The sequence below is a fragment of the Embleya sp. NPDC056575 genome (genome assembly GCF_042793325.1).
Taxonomy (GTDB): Bacteria; Actinomycetota; Actinomycetes; order Streptomycetales; family Streptomycetaceae; genus Embleya.
The window spans coordinates 42,982-59,282 of sequence record NZ_JBHTVA010000002.1; the positions used below are offsets into that span (position 1 = coordinate 42,982).

Genomic DNA, 16,301 nt, shown 5'->3' on the forward strand with positions numbered 1-16,301 from the left:
ACGATGCCCCTTTCGGCAACGGGGATGACGATCGACGGGAACTGCTCAGTCGCGCGGGCCGATCACCCGTCCGTTCTCCGTCACGGTGATGGCCCGAGCCGGGCAGGAGTCGGCCGCGTCGAGCACCGTCTCGTTTGGGGCGACGTGCTCGGTCGGCGGCCGGGCGCGTTCGTCGTCCAGGACGAACAGCGAGGCGGCCAGGGCCACACACACGCCCGAGCCCATGCAGCGGTCGCGATCCACCGTCGTCCGCCAGACCGGCACCACCCTCACCACCCCACGGGCATGGTGTGCGGACCGCGGACGAGCGAACGACTCTTCCAGACGACGTCACCGGCCGGGTGCAGGCTCGGCATCCGCAGGGCCAGGGCGCGCAGCGCCTCCTGCAACTCCAGGCGGGCCAGCGGCGCGCCGACGCAGTGGTGCACACCGTGGCCGAACGCCACGTGTCGATTTCCCTCGCGGCCCAGGTCGAGCACGTCGGGAGCGGTGAAGCGCCGAGCATCGTGATTGGCGGCGCCCACGGAGACCATGACGGGCTCTCCCTCGCGCACCGGCGTTCCGCCGACCTCGACCTCCTCGGTGGCCCAGCGGGCCGCGAGCGCCCCGGTGCGCAGCGGCACGAAGCGCAACAACTCCTCGACCGCCGCCGGAATACGATCGGGCTCGTCGCGCAACCACCCGAGCCCGTGGTGCCGGCCGAGCAGAAGGTGGACGAAGTTCGGGATCAGCATCGCGGTGGCCTCGTGGCCCGCGATCAGCAGCCCCATGCACTGCTCGACCAACTCGGCCTCGGAGAGCCGCTCCCCGATGTCGCGGGCCTCGATCAACTCGGTGATCAGATCGTCCGCGGGTCGGACCCGGTGCTCGGCGATCAGCTCGACCATGTAGGCGCTCAACTCCCGCATGCTGCTCGCGACTTGCTCCGCAGTGTTGCTGGACACCGCGTCATCGCTCCATTTCCGAAACAGCGGCCGGTCCGCCTCGGGCACCCCGAGCACCCGGCAGATCACGGCTACGGGGAGCGGGAGCGCGAAGGACTCCACGAGATCGGCGGGCGGGCCCGAGTCCGCCATGTCCTGCGCCAAACGCTCGGCCAGGGCGCGAATGCCCGGGCGCAGCCGCTCGATCCGCTGCACGGTGAAGGCCTTGGCGACCAGCTTGCGCAACCGGGTGTGGTCGGGCGGGTCGGTGGCGCCGATGCCCGCGGTGACCCGGCCCGGTTGCTCGCGCGGCTCGTCGTGCGCGGTGCACGCGGCGCGGCTGAACCTCGCATCGCCCAGGACGAGCCTGGCGTCCGCGTAGCGCGTGACGAGCCAGGCGGGTTCGCCGTAGGGCAGCCGTACCCGCTCCAGTCCGTCGGCCTGCTGCGCCTCGGCGTACCGTGCGGACAACTCCAGGCCGGCGGCCTCGTTGAAGGGGTAGGCGACGGGGTCGCCGACGGGATTGGGCATGCGTACCTCGTGACTTCTCACCTGGTGGTCGACCCGAGGACTACTCGGCCGACGCGCGTCGGGGGGACCGGCCGTGCCGCGCCGCGGGCACGGGCGCCGGTGTCAGCGAGAAGAAGCGCTGCTGCCACAGGGCGTGCAGTTCGGTCCTGATCGGCGCGGTCGGGGCACCGGCCGCGAGGGCGGCGAACGTGCTGGTGCCGTCGGCCTGTTCCAGGAGCGCGAACATCTCCGGCGACACCGGGGTTCGCGGACCGGTGGCGTAGTCGAGGACGATCTCGTGGGAGACGACGCTCCCCCCGGTACCCGTGGCCCTGGTGGTCCTGATCAGTCTCGTGACCGGGCGAAGCCGCGGGACGAGGTCGTCGAGGGCGGGCAGGAACCCGGGGCGGCGCCGGACCACGAACTCGTCGACGACCAGACCGTCGAGTTCGGTGGTCAGCAGACAGGTCAACGCGTCCTCGACGCTCTGCACGATGGGTTCCGCGTTGTTGTTCATCGACGTGTTCAACAGGACCGGGGTGCCGGTGAGTTCGCCGAAGCGGGCGACGAGGCGGTGGACCCGCTCGTTCGCCTCCGGTTCGACGACCTGGATCCGGGCCGTGCCGTCGACGTGGGTGACCGCGCCGAGCGTTTGCCGATGCTCGGGGCGAACCCGCACCACGAACGACATGAAGTCGTAGTCGGCGGCCGTCTCCGGTAGTTCGAAGTAGGTGTGGGCCGCCTCGGACACGACCATCGGCGCGAAGGGCCGGAAGCTCTCCCGCTTCTTGATCATCGTGTTGATCCGGGCCCGGTTCTCCGCCGGCCGGGGATCGGCGAGGATGCTGCGGTGGCCCAGTGCGCGCGGGCCGAACTCGGAACGGCCCTGCGCCCAGCCGAGCACGGCGCCGTCGGCGAGCAGCCGGGCCGTCGTGTCGACGAGGTCGGCGGGCCGCTCGTACTCGATCAGCCCGCCCCAGGCGGCGAGTCGCCGTTCGATCGTGTGCGTGTCACCGAGGGCGGGGCCCACGCTCGCGCTGCGCAACCGCTCCTTGAGCCGCACCGGGCCGGCCAGTGCCTCCTGCGCCAGCAGCGCCGCGCCCTCCGCCGTGCCCGCGTCGTGGGAGGCGGGGTGTACGAACATCTCGTCGAACAGCCCCGAGCGGAGAATGGCCCCGTTGAGACTGCAGTTGTGTGCGACGCCGCCGCTGAACACCAACGCGGTGTGCCGCGTGGACCGGCTCCAGTGCCCCATCAGGTGCAGCACGATGCGTTCCAACATCTCCTGCAGCCCGGCGGCGAAGTCCTTGTGTCGCTGTTCCACCGGGCCCGTCGAGCGCCGGGGCGGCAGTCCGTGGGCGAGGAAGACGCCGCCGACGTAGTCCAGGGACAGCGCGTGCCGGTCGAAGTCGTAGTCCCCGTCCGCGTTCAGCGTGTACATCGACTCGAACACCGCACGGTACACGGCCGGATCCCCGTACGGCGCGAGGCCCATCACCTTGTACTCGTCACCGAAGCGGAATCCGAGGTGTCGGGTGGCGCCCATGTAGAGCAGGCCCAGCGAGTTGTGCATCGGCAGCTTGGCCAGGGTTTCCAGTCGGCCGTCCCGCGCACCGAAGATCGTTCCGGAACAGTCCTCGCCCATGCCGTCGAGGACCACGACCAGCGCGTCCGCCAGGCCGGAGCGGGCGAGGCCGGACATCGCGTGGGCACGATGGTGCGACGCGAAGAAGAGTCTGTCGTCGCCGAGTTCCCAGCCCAGGTCCCGGCTCAGCCGGTCCTTGATGAGCTGCCGCGAAGAGCGGGCGGAAACCGCGGGGTTGTCGAGGTAGAGCCCGTTGAGCATGAGGTCCAGGTAGGGCTCGGGAAAGTAGTAGCCGACCGCGTCGACGTCGGCCGGAGTCACGCCCGCCGTTTCCAGGCAGGCCCGGAGGGCGTTGCTCGGGAACTTGGTCGTGTGCTTGATCCGGTTGAGGCGCTCCTCCTCGACGGCCGCAATCAGAACGCCGTCGCGCACCAGGGCCGCGGCCGCGTCGTGGTACATGTACTCCCGTAAGCCGGGGACGAGATCCGAATCCCCGGGGGAGAAATTTCCGTTCAGTCCGATCGTCAACACGATCGTGAAGCTAACCGCAACGTTGGATGGGCACAACGCGGATCGGCGAATCCGGCGGCGGCTTCACACGTTCGGCTTAAGACGGGGTGTCGGGGTCGATGGTGCTGGGTAGGCAACGCGGCTTCGGGTAGCGGAAGTCCGGTTCACGCGGAGCCAAGTCCGCAGTTATCGGGACGACTTGCGGGCAAGCGTGATGTGTGGCCTCAGCCCCGGCGGTCGGGGCTCGCGTGCGCGTCGTCGATGAGGTCGCGCAGCTGGGAGCGGGTGGTGACGGCCAGCTTGGGGAAGCTGCGGTACAGGTGCGAGCCGACCGTGCGCGGGGACAGGAACAGCCTCTCGCCGATCTCGCGGTTGGTCAGTCCGCGGGCGGCGAGCCGGATGATCTGCTGTTGTTGCGGGGACAGTTCGGCCAGCGCGTCGGGCACGGAGTCGGTGACGTCGAGGCCGGCGGCACGCGCCTCGGCCCGGGCCCGCCCGATCCACGGGCGGGCGCCCAGACGCCGGAACGTCTCCAGGGCCTCGGCGAGGGGGACCCGCGCCTCGGCGATGCGCCGTCGCCGGCGCAGCCACTCGGCGAAGTCCAGGAGGGTTTGGGCACGTTCGAACGGTCGGTGCGCCGATTCCGGGTCGGCCAGGGCCGCGCGGAAGTACGGCTCGGCGTCCTCGGCGTCGGCCAGCAGACCGCGAGCCCGCGCGATCAGCGCACGCAGGCGAGGTGAGGCATCGGCGCCGAGCGTGTGTGCGGCGTGCGCGACGATGCCGGCCACCTCGTCGCGCCGGCCGGTGCGGACCGCCGCCGCGGCCAGATCCGCCAGCGCCGGATAGGCGGCGTGGTAGTGCACGGGCTCGCCGTCCGCGGTGAAGACGGCGCGGAGTTGGTGGTACGCCGCCTCGTGCGCACCCTCCGCGAGGGCCGCCGCGCCGAGGGCACGGCGGGCGTAGACGGCGACCGAGCGGCTCTCCGCCGGGTCGATCAGGGCAAGCGCCTCCTCGGCCCGGGCGCGAGCCGCCGCCGGGTCCCCCTGGTAGGCGAGGATCGTGGCATCCACGGCGGCCGCGCACGCCACCGCGTGGTCGAGGCCGGCCCTGACGCCCAGTGCCCCGCTGCGGGCACACGCCTCCCGGGCCCGCCCCCACCTGCCCACTTCCACATAGCTCCAGGCGGCCGCGCCACCCAGCCCCTCCGGCAGCGGCCCGCGCACGCCCCAGTGGTCGAAGGCCTCGTCGAAGGCGCGGACGGCCTGCGGGGTCTCGTCCAACAACCACGCCATGACGGCGAACGCGGTGAGCCGGTCGGGGCGGCGTCGCGCCTTTGCCGCCAGGCGCGGGAGCAGGGACAGCAGTTCGGCCCGGTTGTCGAAGGGGTCGGACACCGCCCGAATCCAGACGCGCAACCACGACGCGTCGTCGGGGATGCCGGCCAGCACGTCGCGGACGCGTCGCCGCTGCGTGTCCTCACCGCAGTAGAAGCGAACCACCGCGGCGCAGGCCACAAGGTCGAGCGCCGTGCCGGGCCGCGTGGTCGCCGACTCCTCGGCGGCGTCGGCCAGTCGGGCGAAGACGACGGTGTGCCGCACGGTCAGCGTGGCCAGCCGGCCGAGTTCGCCGGCGGCGCGGGCCAGGAGCGACGCGTCGTCGGTGCACGCCCGCACCTCGGCGGCCAACTCCTCGACCCACGGCAGGTCCCCGGTGAGCGCGGCGGCCGCGGCGGCCTCGACCAGCAGCCGGGCGCCCTCCCCACGCGGTGCGAGGTGGGCGGCACGGTGCAGCGCCTCGGCCGCCGCCGCGTGGCCGCCGCGACGCCGGGCCCGGTCGGCGGTGCGCTCCAGCTCCGCCGAGACGGCCGCGTCCGGCGGTGTGCTCGCTGCGGCGAGGTGCCAGGCGCGCCGGTCGGGCTCGTCCCGCAGCGCCTCGGCGAGCGTGCGGTGGGCGGCGCGCCGGGCCTCGACGGGGGCGGCGTGATAGACGGCCGAGCGGGCCAGGGGGTGACCGAACCGCACACCCCCACCGGTGTGCCGGATCAACCCGGCCCGTTCGGCGGGCCCCCACACGGCGGCGTCCTCGGGGCCGGGGAGGGTGGCCGGGGCGGCGATCGCGGAGTCGACGGTGTCCATGGCGGCCAGAAGCAGTACGGCCCGCGCGGTGGTGGACGGCAGGTCGCGCAGGCGGGCCGCGAACAGGCGTTCCAGGTGCTCGGTCAGCGGGAGCGGGCCGCCGGCGGGCGGCCCGGCGGCCGCGTCCGGTGCGCCCGCCGTCCGCGCGAGCTCGGCGAGCGCCAGCGGGTTGCCGTCGGCCTGGGCCAGGATCCGGGCCCTCGTCCGGCCGCTCGGGCGTCGCGGCTGGAGGTCGAGCAGGTGCCCCGCCGCGGCGTCGTCCAGCGGTCCGAGGGTCAGCGTCGGGACGTGGCGGTCGAAGCCGGGCAGGTGATCGCCGGTGCGGGCGGCGATCAGCATCGTGACCGGTTCGTCGGCCAGCCGTCGGACGGCGAAGGACAGCGCGTCCAGGGACGCGCGGTCGAACCACTGCGCGTCGTCCAGGACCACGAGCACCCGCCCGCGTTCCGCCAGGGCGGACAGCAGGCCCAGTACGGCGACGCCGATCAGCATCGGGTCGGCGTCCGCCGGGATCGGACCGCTACCGAAGGCGCCGTACAGCGCGGCACGTTGCCGCTCCGGCAGCTCGTCCACCTCGGCCGACACCGGGCGCAGCAGCTGATGCAGGGCGGCGAACGCCAGGCTCGACTCGGACTCGCTGCCGGCCGCGCGAAGGACGCGGGCGTCGTCGGTCGCGGCCGCGCGCACGACCCGGTCCAGCAGGGCGCTCCTGCCCATGCCCACGTCGCCGAGCAGCAGCAGGAGCGGTTCGGCCGCGGCGGGGTCGAGCGTGTGGAGCAGGCGGGCCGCCTCCCGGTCCCGGCCGACGAGCGCCTCGGCGGGTTCCGGGTGCGATCGGGCGGCCGGACGGGGGGCGCCTGCGTGCGTGCTCACGGGTCTCCGCTGATCGGGGCCCGTCGCTCGACCGAGCCGTTCTGCCTGGTCGCCTCCAGGCTACAAGCGGGCGGGCCGACGCCCCGCGCGGTGCAGTCACGTGACGGATACCGAAGCCGACCGGGCCGTTCGTACGCTTTCGGAAAGCCCCCGAATATATAAGGAACCCAGGGAAAACCATGGAGCAGATCGAACTCGGCGACGTCACCGTCACCCGAATCCGGGAATACTACGGATCCGTCGACATGACCCCGCACGCCTTCTTCCCGGAAAGCTCGGAGGAGGTCTGGACGGACGAATCCCCCTGGCTCGATCCGCATTTTCTGGATTCCGAGACCAATATCGTGAATTCCGCGATCCAGACCTGGCTGCTGCGCAGCGAGGGCGGGACCATCCTCGTCGACACCGGCGTGGGCAATCACAAAGAGCGCCCGTACGCCCCGGTCTGGAGCCGACTGGACACGGACTTCCTGGCCAATCTCGCCCGCGCCGGTGTGGCACCGGAAGACGTGGACATCGTGATCAACACGCATCTCCACATCGACCACGTCGGCTGGAACACCCGACTGGACGGGCGGGAGTGGGTGCCGACCTTTCCCAACGCCACCTACCTGATGCCGAAGGACGACTTCGACTTCTGGAATCCCGAGAACGGCCACGAAAGCGTATTCGGCCGCGGAAACCAGAACGTCTTCGAGGACAGTGTGGCTCCGGTGCACCGGGCCGGCCGGACGCTGTTGTGGGAGGGCAGCCATCGTATCGACGCCCACCTGCGCCTGGACGCGGCTCCCGGACACACGCCCGGCTCCTCCGTACTGACCCTCACCTCCGGGACGGACCGCGCGGTGTTCGTCGGCGACATGCTGCACAGCCCGGTGCAGGTGCTCGAACCACACGCCAACAGCTGCTTCTGCGAGGACCCCGCGGGCGCCCGCGCCACCCGTCGCAAGGTATTGGGCTGGGCGGCCGACCACAACGCGCTGGTGATCCCCGCGCACCTGGCCGGCCACGGCGCGGCCGAAGTCGCGCACGAGGGAGCCGGGTTCGCGATCAAGGGTTGGGCCCCGTTCACCCCGTACACCGAGCGGGACTGAGAAAGGCATCGTCGTGTCGCACATCGTCACCACCACACACGGGACCGTGCGCGGTCCGCGCCGGGACGACGGCATCGCCGTCTTCCGGAACATCCCCTACGCCGCGCCGCCACGCGGCGCGGGCCGATTCGCCGCGCCGCGACCGCACGAGCCGTGGCTCGGCATCCGCGACGCCGGCGCACCGGGACCCAATGCCCCCCAGGCCGAGCGCAGGCTCGGCCGGGTGGACATGTCCCCCTACTTCGGGGCCGGTTGGAGTCGCGGGGAGGACTATCTCACCGTCGACGTCCATACGTCCGCCGATGCGATCGCCGACGGCGGACGGCCCGTCATGGTGTTCGTACACGGGGGCGGATACGTCGCCGGGTCGACCCGGTCCGCGCTGTACGACGGGTCCACGTTCGCCCGCGACGGCGTCGTGCTCGTCACCGTGAACTACCGCCTCGGCATCGCCGGGTTCCTCGACATCCCCGGAGCCCCCGCCAACCGCGGGCTGCTCGACGTGGTGGCCGCGCTGCGGTGGGTCCGGGACAACATCGCCGCCTTCGGCGGTGATCCGGGCAACGTCACCCTCTTCGGCCAGTCGGCCGGGGCGACCATCGTCGGCGGTGTCCTGGCCGGCCCGGACGCCGCGGGCCTGTTGCGCCGGGCGATCGTGCAAAGCGGCAGCGGTCTGGGCGCGTTCACCACCGAGCAGGCCGCCCGGGTCACCCGGGCGGCGGCCGAACACCTGGGCATCCAGCCGCACGCCGACACGTTCGCGGACGTCGACGACGAACGCCTGGTCGAGGCCGCCTCCCGGCTCTCCGGCCTCGATCTGCGGACCGATACCCATCACGATCCGCTGCTCGGGCTCGGCCCGTTCGGCCTGGTCCTGGACACCCAACCCGCCGAGTCCGTCGCCGCCGGCCACGGTGCGGACGTCGACCTGCTCGTCGGGACCAACACCGAGGAGGGCAACCTCTACCTGGTTCCGGTGGACGCCTACGCCGGCTCGACCGCCGCCGACGTCGACGACACGGCCGCCCGCGCGCATCCGGATCCGGCGCGGCTCGTCGAGACGTACCGGAAGTCGCGCCCCGAGGCGGGCTTCGGCGAACTGCGCGCCGCCATCCTGGGCGACGCGCTGTTCGGGGCGGGCAGCCGCGCGCTGGCCGACGCGCATGCCGCACACCCTCGATCGGCCACCCACGCCTACGAGTTCGCCTGGCGCTCACCGGCGCTGGACGGCCGCCTCGGCGCCACGCACACGGTGGAGGTCCCATTCGTCTTCGACCTGGCACACCTGCCCGAACTCCGGGGCCCGCAAGCCCTGTTGGGTCCGGCCGTGCCCCCCGCGGACCTGGCTCGCCGCATGCACGCGGCCTGGATCGACTTCGCCCGCACCGGCAACCCCGGATGGGATCCCTACGACCCGGACCGCCGGGCCACGATGCGCATCGACACCACGTGGACCCAACGCGACGCCCCACACGACGAGGAGCTGCGCGCCTGGGCCTGACGCACGGGTGACCGGGGATCCGGGCCGGAGTTTCCGGCGCCGGATTCCCCCGGCGCGGTGGTCGGGAGTCAGGACAGGATCTCGACGTAGCCGTCGGTGCCGTGGACCCGGATCCGCTGCCCGTCGCGGATCAGCCGGGTTGCCTGGTCCACGCCCACGACCGCCGGCAGGCCGTACTCCCGGGCGATCACCGCGCCGTGCGTCATCAGGCCGCCCACCTCCGTGACCAGGCCCGTGATCCCGACGAACAAGGGCGACCAGCTGGGGTCGGTGTGGGCCGTGACCAGGATGTCGCCCGCCTCGAGATCGGCCTCGGCCATGTCCAGGACGACCCGGGCTCGCCCCTCGACGGTGCCGGCGGAGACCGGCAGGCCGACCAGGGCACCGGCCGGCACGTCGTCGCGGTGATAGGACCCGTTGACGGCCTCGCCGTCCGAGGTGAGCACCCGGGGCGGGGTGAGCGCGTGGTACGACCGGAACGCGTCCTTGCGTTCCCGGATGAGCCGATCGTCCACCCGGTGCGAGCGCACGACGTCGTGGAGTTCCCGGAACGTGAGGAAGTAGGCGTCCTCCCGATCGGCCAGCACGCCGGCGCGAACGAGGCGGTCGGCCTCGGCCAGCAGGGCCTGCTTGTAGACGAAGTAGCGGGTGATGATGCCGTACTTCGGGTACTCCCGGTATCCGATGAAGGTGCGGACCCGGTCGATCATACGTTTGGTCTCGTCGGCCTTTCGGTCTCCGTCGGGCAGGGTTCGCAGGCGCGCCAAAACGTCCCGCTCCTTCGCCAGGGCCCGCTGCCGGCCCTCCTCGAACCGCCGTTCGGCGGCGCCGGGTTCGAAGTTCTTCACATGGTCGAGGATCACCGGGACGAGTGTGGCGGGGCGTTCGCGCCACCTCGGCCTGGTGATGTCGATCTCGCCGACGCAGCGCATGCCGTATCGGTCGAGGTAGGACTCCACGGCGTCGCGCGCCTCGGCCCCGCCCGCGAGCTTGGGCAGTTCGTCCAGGAAGTCCTCGCCCTCGACACCCCGCAGGTAGGCGACCACCTCCGGGTGCGGGCGGATCACGTCGGCGACGTCGAGCAGCGCCAGGCCCATCTCGGAGGTGACGTTGCCGGGGGCGGACAGGGTGAGCGTGTCGGCCGCGTTCTTCTCGCCCAGCCACTCCCACAGCTTGTCGTTGAGCCACCACGTGGCCTCCATCCCCGCCATGATCGCCCGAAGGCTCAGCGGATCCCCGAGGGCCCGCTTGTGCTCCGCGAAGGCCTCCGCCAGGAAGTCGAACAGCGCCGGTCCGGACCTGCCCCGGATCTCGCGCCGCAGGGCGTCGACGGACGTCCGGCCGCGCTCGATCAGCTCGGTGACGATGGCCGGGTCCGTCTCGATCGCAGTGGGCGCCGCGGCGACGATCAGCGGCTCGGGCGGACCCGCGTCCGGGAGCGAGGGAACGAAGCCGTCGTGGTCGAGGACGGTCTCCAGCGCGTCCCTGACCAGCGGATCACCGCGCCCGACGAGGTCCAGGAACGCGGTGCGGCTCGCGGGCGAGGCCAGGCGGCGGGTGACGTCGACGAACAACCTCCCGCCGGCCGTGGACATCGGGGCCATGGCCGTCAGCTGCCACACGGACAGTCCCAGGGGCTTCATGGGGTCGGTCATCATCTGCCCGTGGCCGACCGAGACGTAGACGTGGTTGTCCCGGTCGTCGCTCTCGGGAATGGGGAACAACGTCGTGATCGGCCGGCTCTGCACGATCCGGAAGCCGTCGTCGTCCAGGCACCACTCGATGTCCTGCGGCCGACCGAAGTGCGCCTCGATCCGCCGCCCGAGCCGCACCAGTTCCAACACCCGCGCGTCCGTCAGCGCCGGCTGCCGCCGCCGGTCCGGGTCGATCGCCACCTCGTGCGTGCCGCCGCCCGGCACGGCGTGGAGGGCGCGCCGCTTGGCGGCGATCGTCCTGGCGACGATCTCGCCGTCGCGCACCGTGAAGACGTCCGGGTTCACCAGGCCGGAGACCAGCGCCTCGCCCAGACCCGGGCCGGCGTCGACGGTGGCGACCCCGCGGTTGCCCGTCACGGGGTCGGCGGTGAACAGGACGCCGGCCGCATACGGGAAGACCATCCTCTGGACGACCACGGCCATGTGGACCGCACGGTCGTCGATGCCGTTGTGCCGACGGTAGGCCACCGCCCGTTCGGTGAACAACGAGGCCCAGCACCGGCCGACATGCCGCAGGATCGCCGTCGGCCCGACCACGTTCAGGTACGTGTCCTGCTGGCCGGCGAACGAGGCCGTCGGCAGGTCCTCCGCCGTCGCGCTGGATCGGACGGCGTAGCCGGCCTGTTCACCGAACCGGGAGAGCGCGCCGGTGATCGCCGTCGCGACGTCGTCCGGGACGGCGATCTCCTCGATGGTCCGGCGGATTTCCGTGCTCAGCGTGCGGATCTCCTCCCGGTCGTCGGGGTTCGAGCGGGACAGCCGGTCCAGCGACTCGTCGAGCGACGGCGCCCCCGCGAGGACCCGCCGGAAGGCGTCCGTGGTCACACAGAAGCCGGCCGGCACGTGGACGCCTTCGATCCCGGAGAGCGCGCCCAGGTGCGCGGCCTTGCCGCCGACGAGGGGGACCATCGTCGTGTCGATCCCGCCGAGATCCGATACGTAGCGGTCGATCACCGCGATACCTCCGAGACAGTCCTGCTCCGGTGCCGCCGCATCGCCGGTGCCGCCGGCGTCGTCGAACCTGTTGTCGGGCACGCTCATCCCTCGTTGTCGTCGTTCCCATGTACGCGGGCAGTGGCCACGGCGGACGATTCTGCGCCGCGACGGGGGCCTTGCCGCAAGCCCCCGGGTGCGCTATAAGTTGAGAGAGGCAGGGAGAGGAATCTCCTTGCCTTCGCTGTTTCGCGGCCACGTCGACTCACTACGTTTGCCGCCATGAGCCACCCCCTCCCTCCCGCCGAGTACTACGCCACCCTGCCCCGCCACATCGGCAGCGCCGGCGCCATCCTCCATGCCTCCGAGGACCGAATCCTCCTGGTCGAGCCCCGGTACGGCGACGGCCACTGGGAGATCCCCGGCGGCGCCATGGAGCATGGCGAATTCCCCTGGGACACCGCCCGCCGCGAGGTCCGGGAGGAACTGGGCCTCGACCTCCATCCGGGGCGTCTCCTGGTCGTCGACTGGATGCCGGCGCAACCCGACGGCCGGCCGGCGTTGGCGAATCACCTCTTCGACGGCGGACCGGTCACCGAGACCGAGGCGCGCGCACGTATCCGCCTGGCCGGCGACGAACTCGCGAACTGGCGTCTGGCGCGCCCCGCCGAGTGGGACATCCTGATGGCTCCCCACATGGCCCGCCGCCTGCGGGCGTGCGCCGCGGCACTGGCCGATGGGACCACCGCCTATCTGCATCAGGGCACCGCTCCCGACGTGCGCCCGCGTTGACCGGGCCGCCTCGGACGCCTGGATTACGGCGACACCGACATCACCCACGGGTTCGGCAACCGCGTGGAACCCACCCGGGACACGTGCGCGGAGCCGAAGAAGGGGGCCGCCGCGACCGGGCGCCACCAGTGCCGACCGCATGTTCCGGTAGCGGGCGGACCGTTCGGGACGGGGGCGTGGCGTGCGCGCCCTCGCGGGCCGCCGGCCGGCGGCCCTTGTCGGCGTCGGTACACGACGGCGGCTTCGGCACTGCGTACGATGGCCGGATGATCAAAGTACTGCTGCGGACCTCGAGCGGGGACATCACCCTGGAGCTCGACGAGTCGAAGGCTCCGAAGTCGGTGGCGAATTTCGTCGACTACGTCAAGGCCGGTCACTACGACGGCACCATCTTCCACCGGGTGATCCCGGGCTTCATGATCCAGGGCGGCGGCCTGACCGCGGACATGGAGCGGAAGCCGGCGCCGAACCTGGTGGAGAACGAGGCCAAGAACGGTCTGCGCAACGACAAGTACACGGTGGCGATGGCGCGCACGTCGGATCCGCACTCGGCCAGTGCGCAGTTCTTCATCAACGCCGCCGCCAACGAGTTCCTCGACTATCCCGGTCAGGACGGCTGGGGCTACGCGGTGTTCGGCAAGGTCGTGGACGGCAAGGACGTGGTGGACGCCATCGAGGGCGTGCCCACCACGTCGAGGAACGGCAGCCGCGACGTGCCCGTGGAGCCCGTGACGATCGTGTCGGCGCGACTGGTCTGACCACCGCGCACAGCGCCCGGCATCTCCGCCTCCGCCTCCCCGACCGGGGGCGGCGGCGGACGTGGTCCGGGGGCTCAGCGGAAGAGGGCATCGACGTATTCGGCGCCCAGGCCCACCTTCGTGTAGTGCCGGCGGCACAGGGCGATGTAGTCGTGGACGTCGAAGTAGCCGGTAGTGTCGCCGTTTTCGTCCAACCAGATGAGCGGACCCTTGACGATGAACATCGTCTTCATCGGTTCGTCGCTCTCGTAGGCCACGAGTGTGTGGCCCTCGCCCGGGGCCTCGTATACGAAGTCGCCGGCGGAGGCGGTCCACGGGCGCTCCAGGTAGCCCCACTTGCCGGAGATGGTGTACGCGAACACCTCGTGCGGGTGATAGTGCCGGTTGATCAGGCCGGCCTCCTTGGCGCGCAGGATGTCGCACCAGGAGTTGTCCTTGACGTTGATCCACAGCGGGCGGGACCCGACCGTCTCGGTGAACGGCGCGTAGTAGCGGTCGTCGTCGGTGGCGACCCGCGGCAGGTAGACCTCGGGAAGGGCGTCCGGCTTGAACGAGTTCTCGAGCGGCCCGAGTTCCTTCCGGAACTCGCCGCGGGGGTCCTCTGGCATCTCGATGTCCAATCGTGGAACGACGCGGTGGCGCGTGGCGCCGGCGAAGCGCCGGACGAGGGTCGAGACCACCCGTCCGGCGCTCGGTCGTGCGGTCGTGCGGTCGATCAGGGGTGCACCGTCCAGTGATGGTTCTGGGCGGCTCGGGTGAAGGTCAGCGACGGGCACAGGTAGTCGCTGCCGCGCGGGTTGGTGCTGGTCCACGGCGAGTCGGTGGGGGTGGCGAGTTGCCACGCGCCGCCCCGGCGGAGCTTGATGTCGGTGCTGTCGAACGTGGTATTGCGGGCCTCGGTGCAGTAGTAGCCCTTACCGGTGGCGGGGTTGACCGTGGCGTAGATCTCGAAGATGTCCCAGCCGTAGTTCAGTGCGCTCTGGTCGGTGCCGGACGAGCGGAACAGCGACTCCCAGGCCTGGGTCTTGTAGTTGTACAGGAACGACGACCACGCGTTGCCCGAGGTCGCGTCCTTGCTCAACTGCACGCTGTAGGACGTGATTCCGTTGACGGTGGTGGTGTACTTCGCCAGGAACGCGGCGTCCACCTTCACGGTCTTGGCGGGGCCGCTGGTGCCGCACCAGTCCCACGCCCAGATCTCGGCGCCCTGGCTCCAGTAGGCGGTGACGACCTCCATGCACGAGTTCAGTGCCTTGGTGGTCGGCGCGTAGGTGAAGTTCTGCGAGTTGCTCACCTTGTACGAGGGATCCACGCTGTGCGTCGCGGTGATGCCGTCGTGGGTGCCGGCCTGCGGGAAGACGCCCCAGAAGTTGTGCGTCGGCGCGAGGCTCGCGCCGGAGGCGGCGGTCGCGGCGTCGTTCGGGGTACTCGCAAAGTCCCCGGACAGGGTCGCGCGCAGCTTGGCGCGCTGCTCGACGAAGGCCTGAACGGCCCGGTCGCGCCCGGGAGTCGGCGTGTCGGAGGAGGTCTGCGCCACGACCCCTCGGTGCGGCGCGGTGGGGGAGGGAACGGCGCCGGACGGCCGCGAGCCGGACGCGCCGGCGGGCCCGGCCGGAGCCAGCGCGAGGAAGGCGACGAGCGCGGCGACCAGAGTGGTCACCAGGCCGATGGGGAAGGGGCGGGGACGTAAGCGTGGCGTGACGCGACGAGACATGCGTCTCCTCGGGAGGGGGGAAGGGGTGTGGAACCGGAGGACGGGCACCGCCGCAGGGTCCGAACCAACCACCGTCGAGCGGGACGTTCTCGTACAGCTCCGGTCGGACGGCCTCAAGGTAGGGGACGGTTCCGCTCCGGGGGTAATCACATCTGCCGATAGCATCACAAGAGCCGCGGGTCGTAGGGCTGTTCGGGACGGTGGCGAGGAGCGGGAGTGGTGGTCGTGGCGCTGCGATACTCGACGAACGGCGAGCAGTACGACTTCCCGGTGTTCGCCGGCCCGCCGCCGGTGCGCTACGTGCTGGCGTCGAGCCCGCGCTGCGGCAGCAACATGCTTGCCCGTGCGCTGTGGCATACCGGGGTGGCCGGCTTTCCCGAGGACTATCTGGCCGACGCCCACGTCCTCGACTACTTCGAACGCTGGGGATTCGACGCCGACGATCCGGACGGGCTGCCCGCCGCCCATGTCCGCGCCCTGACGCGGTGCCGGACCAGCCCCAACGGTGTCTTCGGCATCAAGGTGCACGCCGGCCACCTGGCCGCCCTGGAGGTCGACCCGCACGAACTGCTGTGCGCGCCGCGCTACATCCACATGGTGCGCCGGGACCGCCTGCGGCAGGCGATCTCGTACACCGTGGCCGAGCAGACCGGCGTGTGGATCGTCGACGGGACCTACCTGCCGACGGGGCGGGCGAGTTCGACCCCGCGCTACGACCACGACGGCATCCGCCGGCACCTGCGCATGCTCGATCACGACGCGGCGACCTGGGCGCGGTACTTCGACCGCCACCGCGTCACACCCCACGTCGTCGTCTACGAGGACCTGCTCGCGAAGTACGAGGACGGCGTGCGGGGGTGTCTGGCCTTTCTCGGCGTCGAGGCGCCCGAGCGTATTCCCGCGCCCGGTATCGCGCGCCAGGCCGACGAGACGACGAGCCGCTGGGTCATCCGCTTTCTCGACGAGGCCGACCCCGCCGAGCGCAACTTGCTTTTGCCGTACGGCTGTTGACACACCACCCCACACCGCTACCGTGAAGGCGTCAGCCACCATCGCGCGCCAGGGGAGGGATCATGAGTGTTGCACCGCCCGAGGTGACGGTCGAAACCGCCGCCGACGAGGCAGAGTTCGCCGAACTCGACGACCTCGAAGTGATCGAGACCAGCGAGTTGAAGGTCGGTGGGGCCTACCACTCCTACACCTACATTGCGGCGAACAACGAGGAAGACGTCTCCGTCTGAGACCCCGGACTGCCGAG

At 71.4% G+C, this 16,301-nt stretch carries 13 protein-coding genes; 6 read left to right on the plus strand and 7 right to left on the minus strand.

The genetic code is table 11. The annotated features are described in order from the left end of the window. Nucleotides 1-45: 45 nt before the first annotated feature. From ACFRCG_RS01545 to ACFRCG_RS01560, 4 genes are all read right to left on the minus strand, one after another. Nucleotides 46-273: a ferredoxin gene (locus ACFRCG_RS01545; protein ID WP_380027531.1), complete on the minus strand. Its 228-nt coding sequence runs from the start codon at nucleotides 271-273 to the stop codon at nucleotides 46-48. Further along, nucleotides 270-1,454, minus strand: coding sequence for a cytochrome P450 (locus tag ACFRCG_RS01550; protein ID WP_380027533.1), 1,185 nt, complete (start codon nucleotides 1,452-1,454; stop codon nucleotides 270-272). Before ACFRCG_RS01550 ends, ACFRCG_RS01545 begins: the two co-directional genes overlap by 4 nt. A 40-nt stretch (nucleotides 1,455-1,494) precedes the next feature. Continuing rightward, complete coding sequence (locus tag ACFRCG_RS01555) at nucleotides 1,495-3,549, minus strand: carbamoyltransferase (RefSeq protein ID WP_380027535.1); 2,055 nt, start codon at nucleotides 3,547-3,549, stop codon at nucleotides 1,495-1,497. 203 nt (nucleotides 3,550-3,752) lie between these two features. Beyond that, nucleotides 3,753-6,536: an ATP-binding protein gene (locus tag ACFRCG_RS01560; protein ID WP_380027537.1), complete on the minus strand. Its 2,784-nt coding sequence runs from the start codon at nucleotides 6,534-6,536 to the stop codon at nucleotides 3,753-3,755. A 179-nt stretch (nucleotides 6,537-6,715) separates the two neighbouring features. Here ACFRCG_RS01560 and ACFRCG_RS01565 point away from each other — a divergent pair, with 179 nt between their 5' ends. Together ACFRCG_RS01565 and ACFRCG_RS01570 are read left to right on the plus strand one after the other, a co-directional pair. Beyond that, the gene (locus ACFRCG_RS01565; RefSeq protein ID WP_380027539.1) at nucleotides 6,716-7,630 is read left to right on the plus strand and encodes an MBL fold metallo-hydrolase; all 915 of its coding nucleotides are present in this window, start codon (nucleotides 6,716-6,718) and stop codon (nucleotides 7,628-7,630) included. A gap of 13 nt (nucleotides 7,631-7,643) precedes the next feature. Continuing rightward, nucleotides 7,644-9,131 (plus strand): carboxylesterase/lipase family protein, encoded by a 1,488-nt coding sequence (locus tag ACFRCG_RS01570; protein WP_380027541.1) that lies wholly within the window; start codon nucleotides 7,644-7,646, stop codon nucleotides 9,129-9,131. 68 nt (nucleotides 9,132-9,199) lie between these two features. Here ACFRCG_RS01570 and rph read toward each other — a convergent pair whose 3' ends face one another. Beyond that, nucleotides 9,200-11,800, minus strand: coding sequence for a rifamycin-inactivating phosphotransferase (gene rph / locus ACFRCG_RS01575; RefSeq protein WP_380027943.1), 2,601 nt, complete (start codon nucleotides 11,798-11,800; stop codon nucleotides 9,200-9,202). A gap of 261 nt (nucleotides 11,801-12,061) precedes the next feature. Here rph and ACFRCG_RS01580 point away from each other — a divergent pair, with 261 nt between their 5' ends. Together ACFRCG_RS01580 and ACFRCG_RS01585 are read left to right on the plus strand one after the other, a co-directional pair. Next, nucleotides 12,062-12,571, plus strand: a complete 510-nt coding sequence (locus tag ACFRCG_RS01580) for an NUDIX domain-containing protein (protein WP_380027543.1) — start codon at nucleotides 12,062-12,064, stop codon at nucleotides 12,569-12,571. A 266-nt stretch (nucleotides 12,572-12,837) separates the two neighbouring features. Beyond that, nucleotides 12,838-13,329 carry a peptidylprolyl isomerase gene (locus ACFRCG_RS01585; protein WP_380027545.1) on the plus strand — a complete coding sequence of 164 codons (492 nt, stop codon included), beginning with the start codon at nucleotides 12,838-12,840 and terminating at the stop codon, nucleotides 13,327-13,329. 74 nt (nucleotides 13,330-13,403) lie between these two features. On the opposite strand, the gene ACFRCG_RS01590 is transcribed toward ACFRCG_RS01585, so the two are convergent. Then, nucleotides 13,404-13,937, minus strand: coding sequence for a 2,4'-dihydroxyacetophenone dioxygenase family protein (locus ACFRCG_RS01590; RefSeq protein ID WP_380027547.1), 534 nt, complete (start codon nucleotides 13,935-13,937; stop codon nucleotides 13,404-13,406). A 107-nt stretch (nucleotides 13,938-14,044) separates the two neighbouring features. Then, on the minus strand, nucleotides 14,045-14,989 hold the full coding sequence (locus ACFRCG_RS01595; protein ID WP_380027549.1) for a carbohydrate-binding protein: 945 nt from the start codon (nucleotides 14,987-14,989) through the stop codon (nucleotides 14,045-14,047). A 279-nt stretch (nucleotides 14,990-15,268) separates the two neighbouring features. Between ACFRCG_RS01595 and ACFRCG_RS01600 the strand changes: the two genes are divergently transcribed. Both ACFRCG_RS01600 and ACFRCG_RS01605 read left to right on the plus strand, forming a co-directional pair. Further along, nucleotides 15,269-16,054 carry a Stf0 family sulfotransferase gene (locus ACFRCG_RS01600; RefSeq protein ID WP_380027551.1) on the plus strand — a complete coding sequence of 262 codons (786 nt, stop codon included), beginning with the start codon at nucleotides 15,269-15,271 and terminating at the stop codon, nucleotides 16,052-16,054. 62 nt (nucleotides 16,055-16,116) lie between these two features. Further along, nucleotides 16,117-16,284: a hypothetical protein gene (locus tag ACFRCG_RS01605; RefSeq protein WP_380027553.1), complete on the plus strand. Its 168-nt coding sequence runs from the start codon at nucleotides 16,117-16,119 to the stop codon at nucleotides 16,282-16,284. Nucleotides 16,285-16,301: the final 17 nt, after the last annotated feature.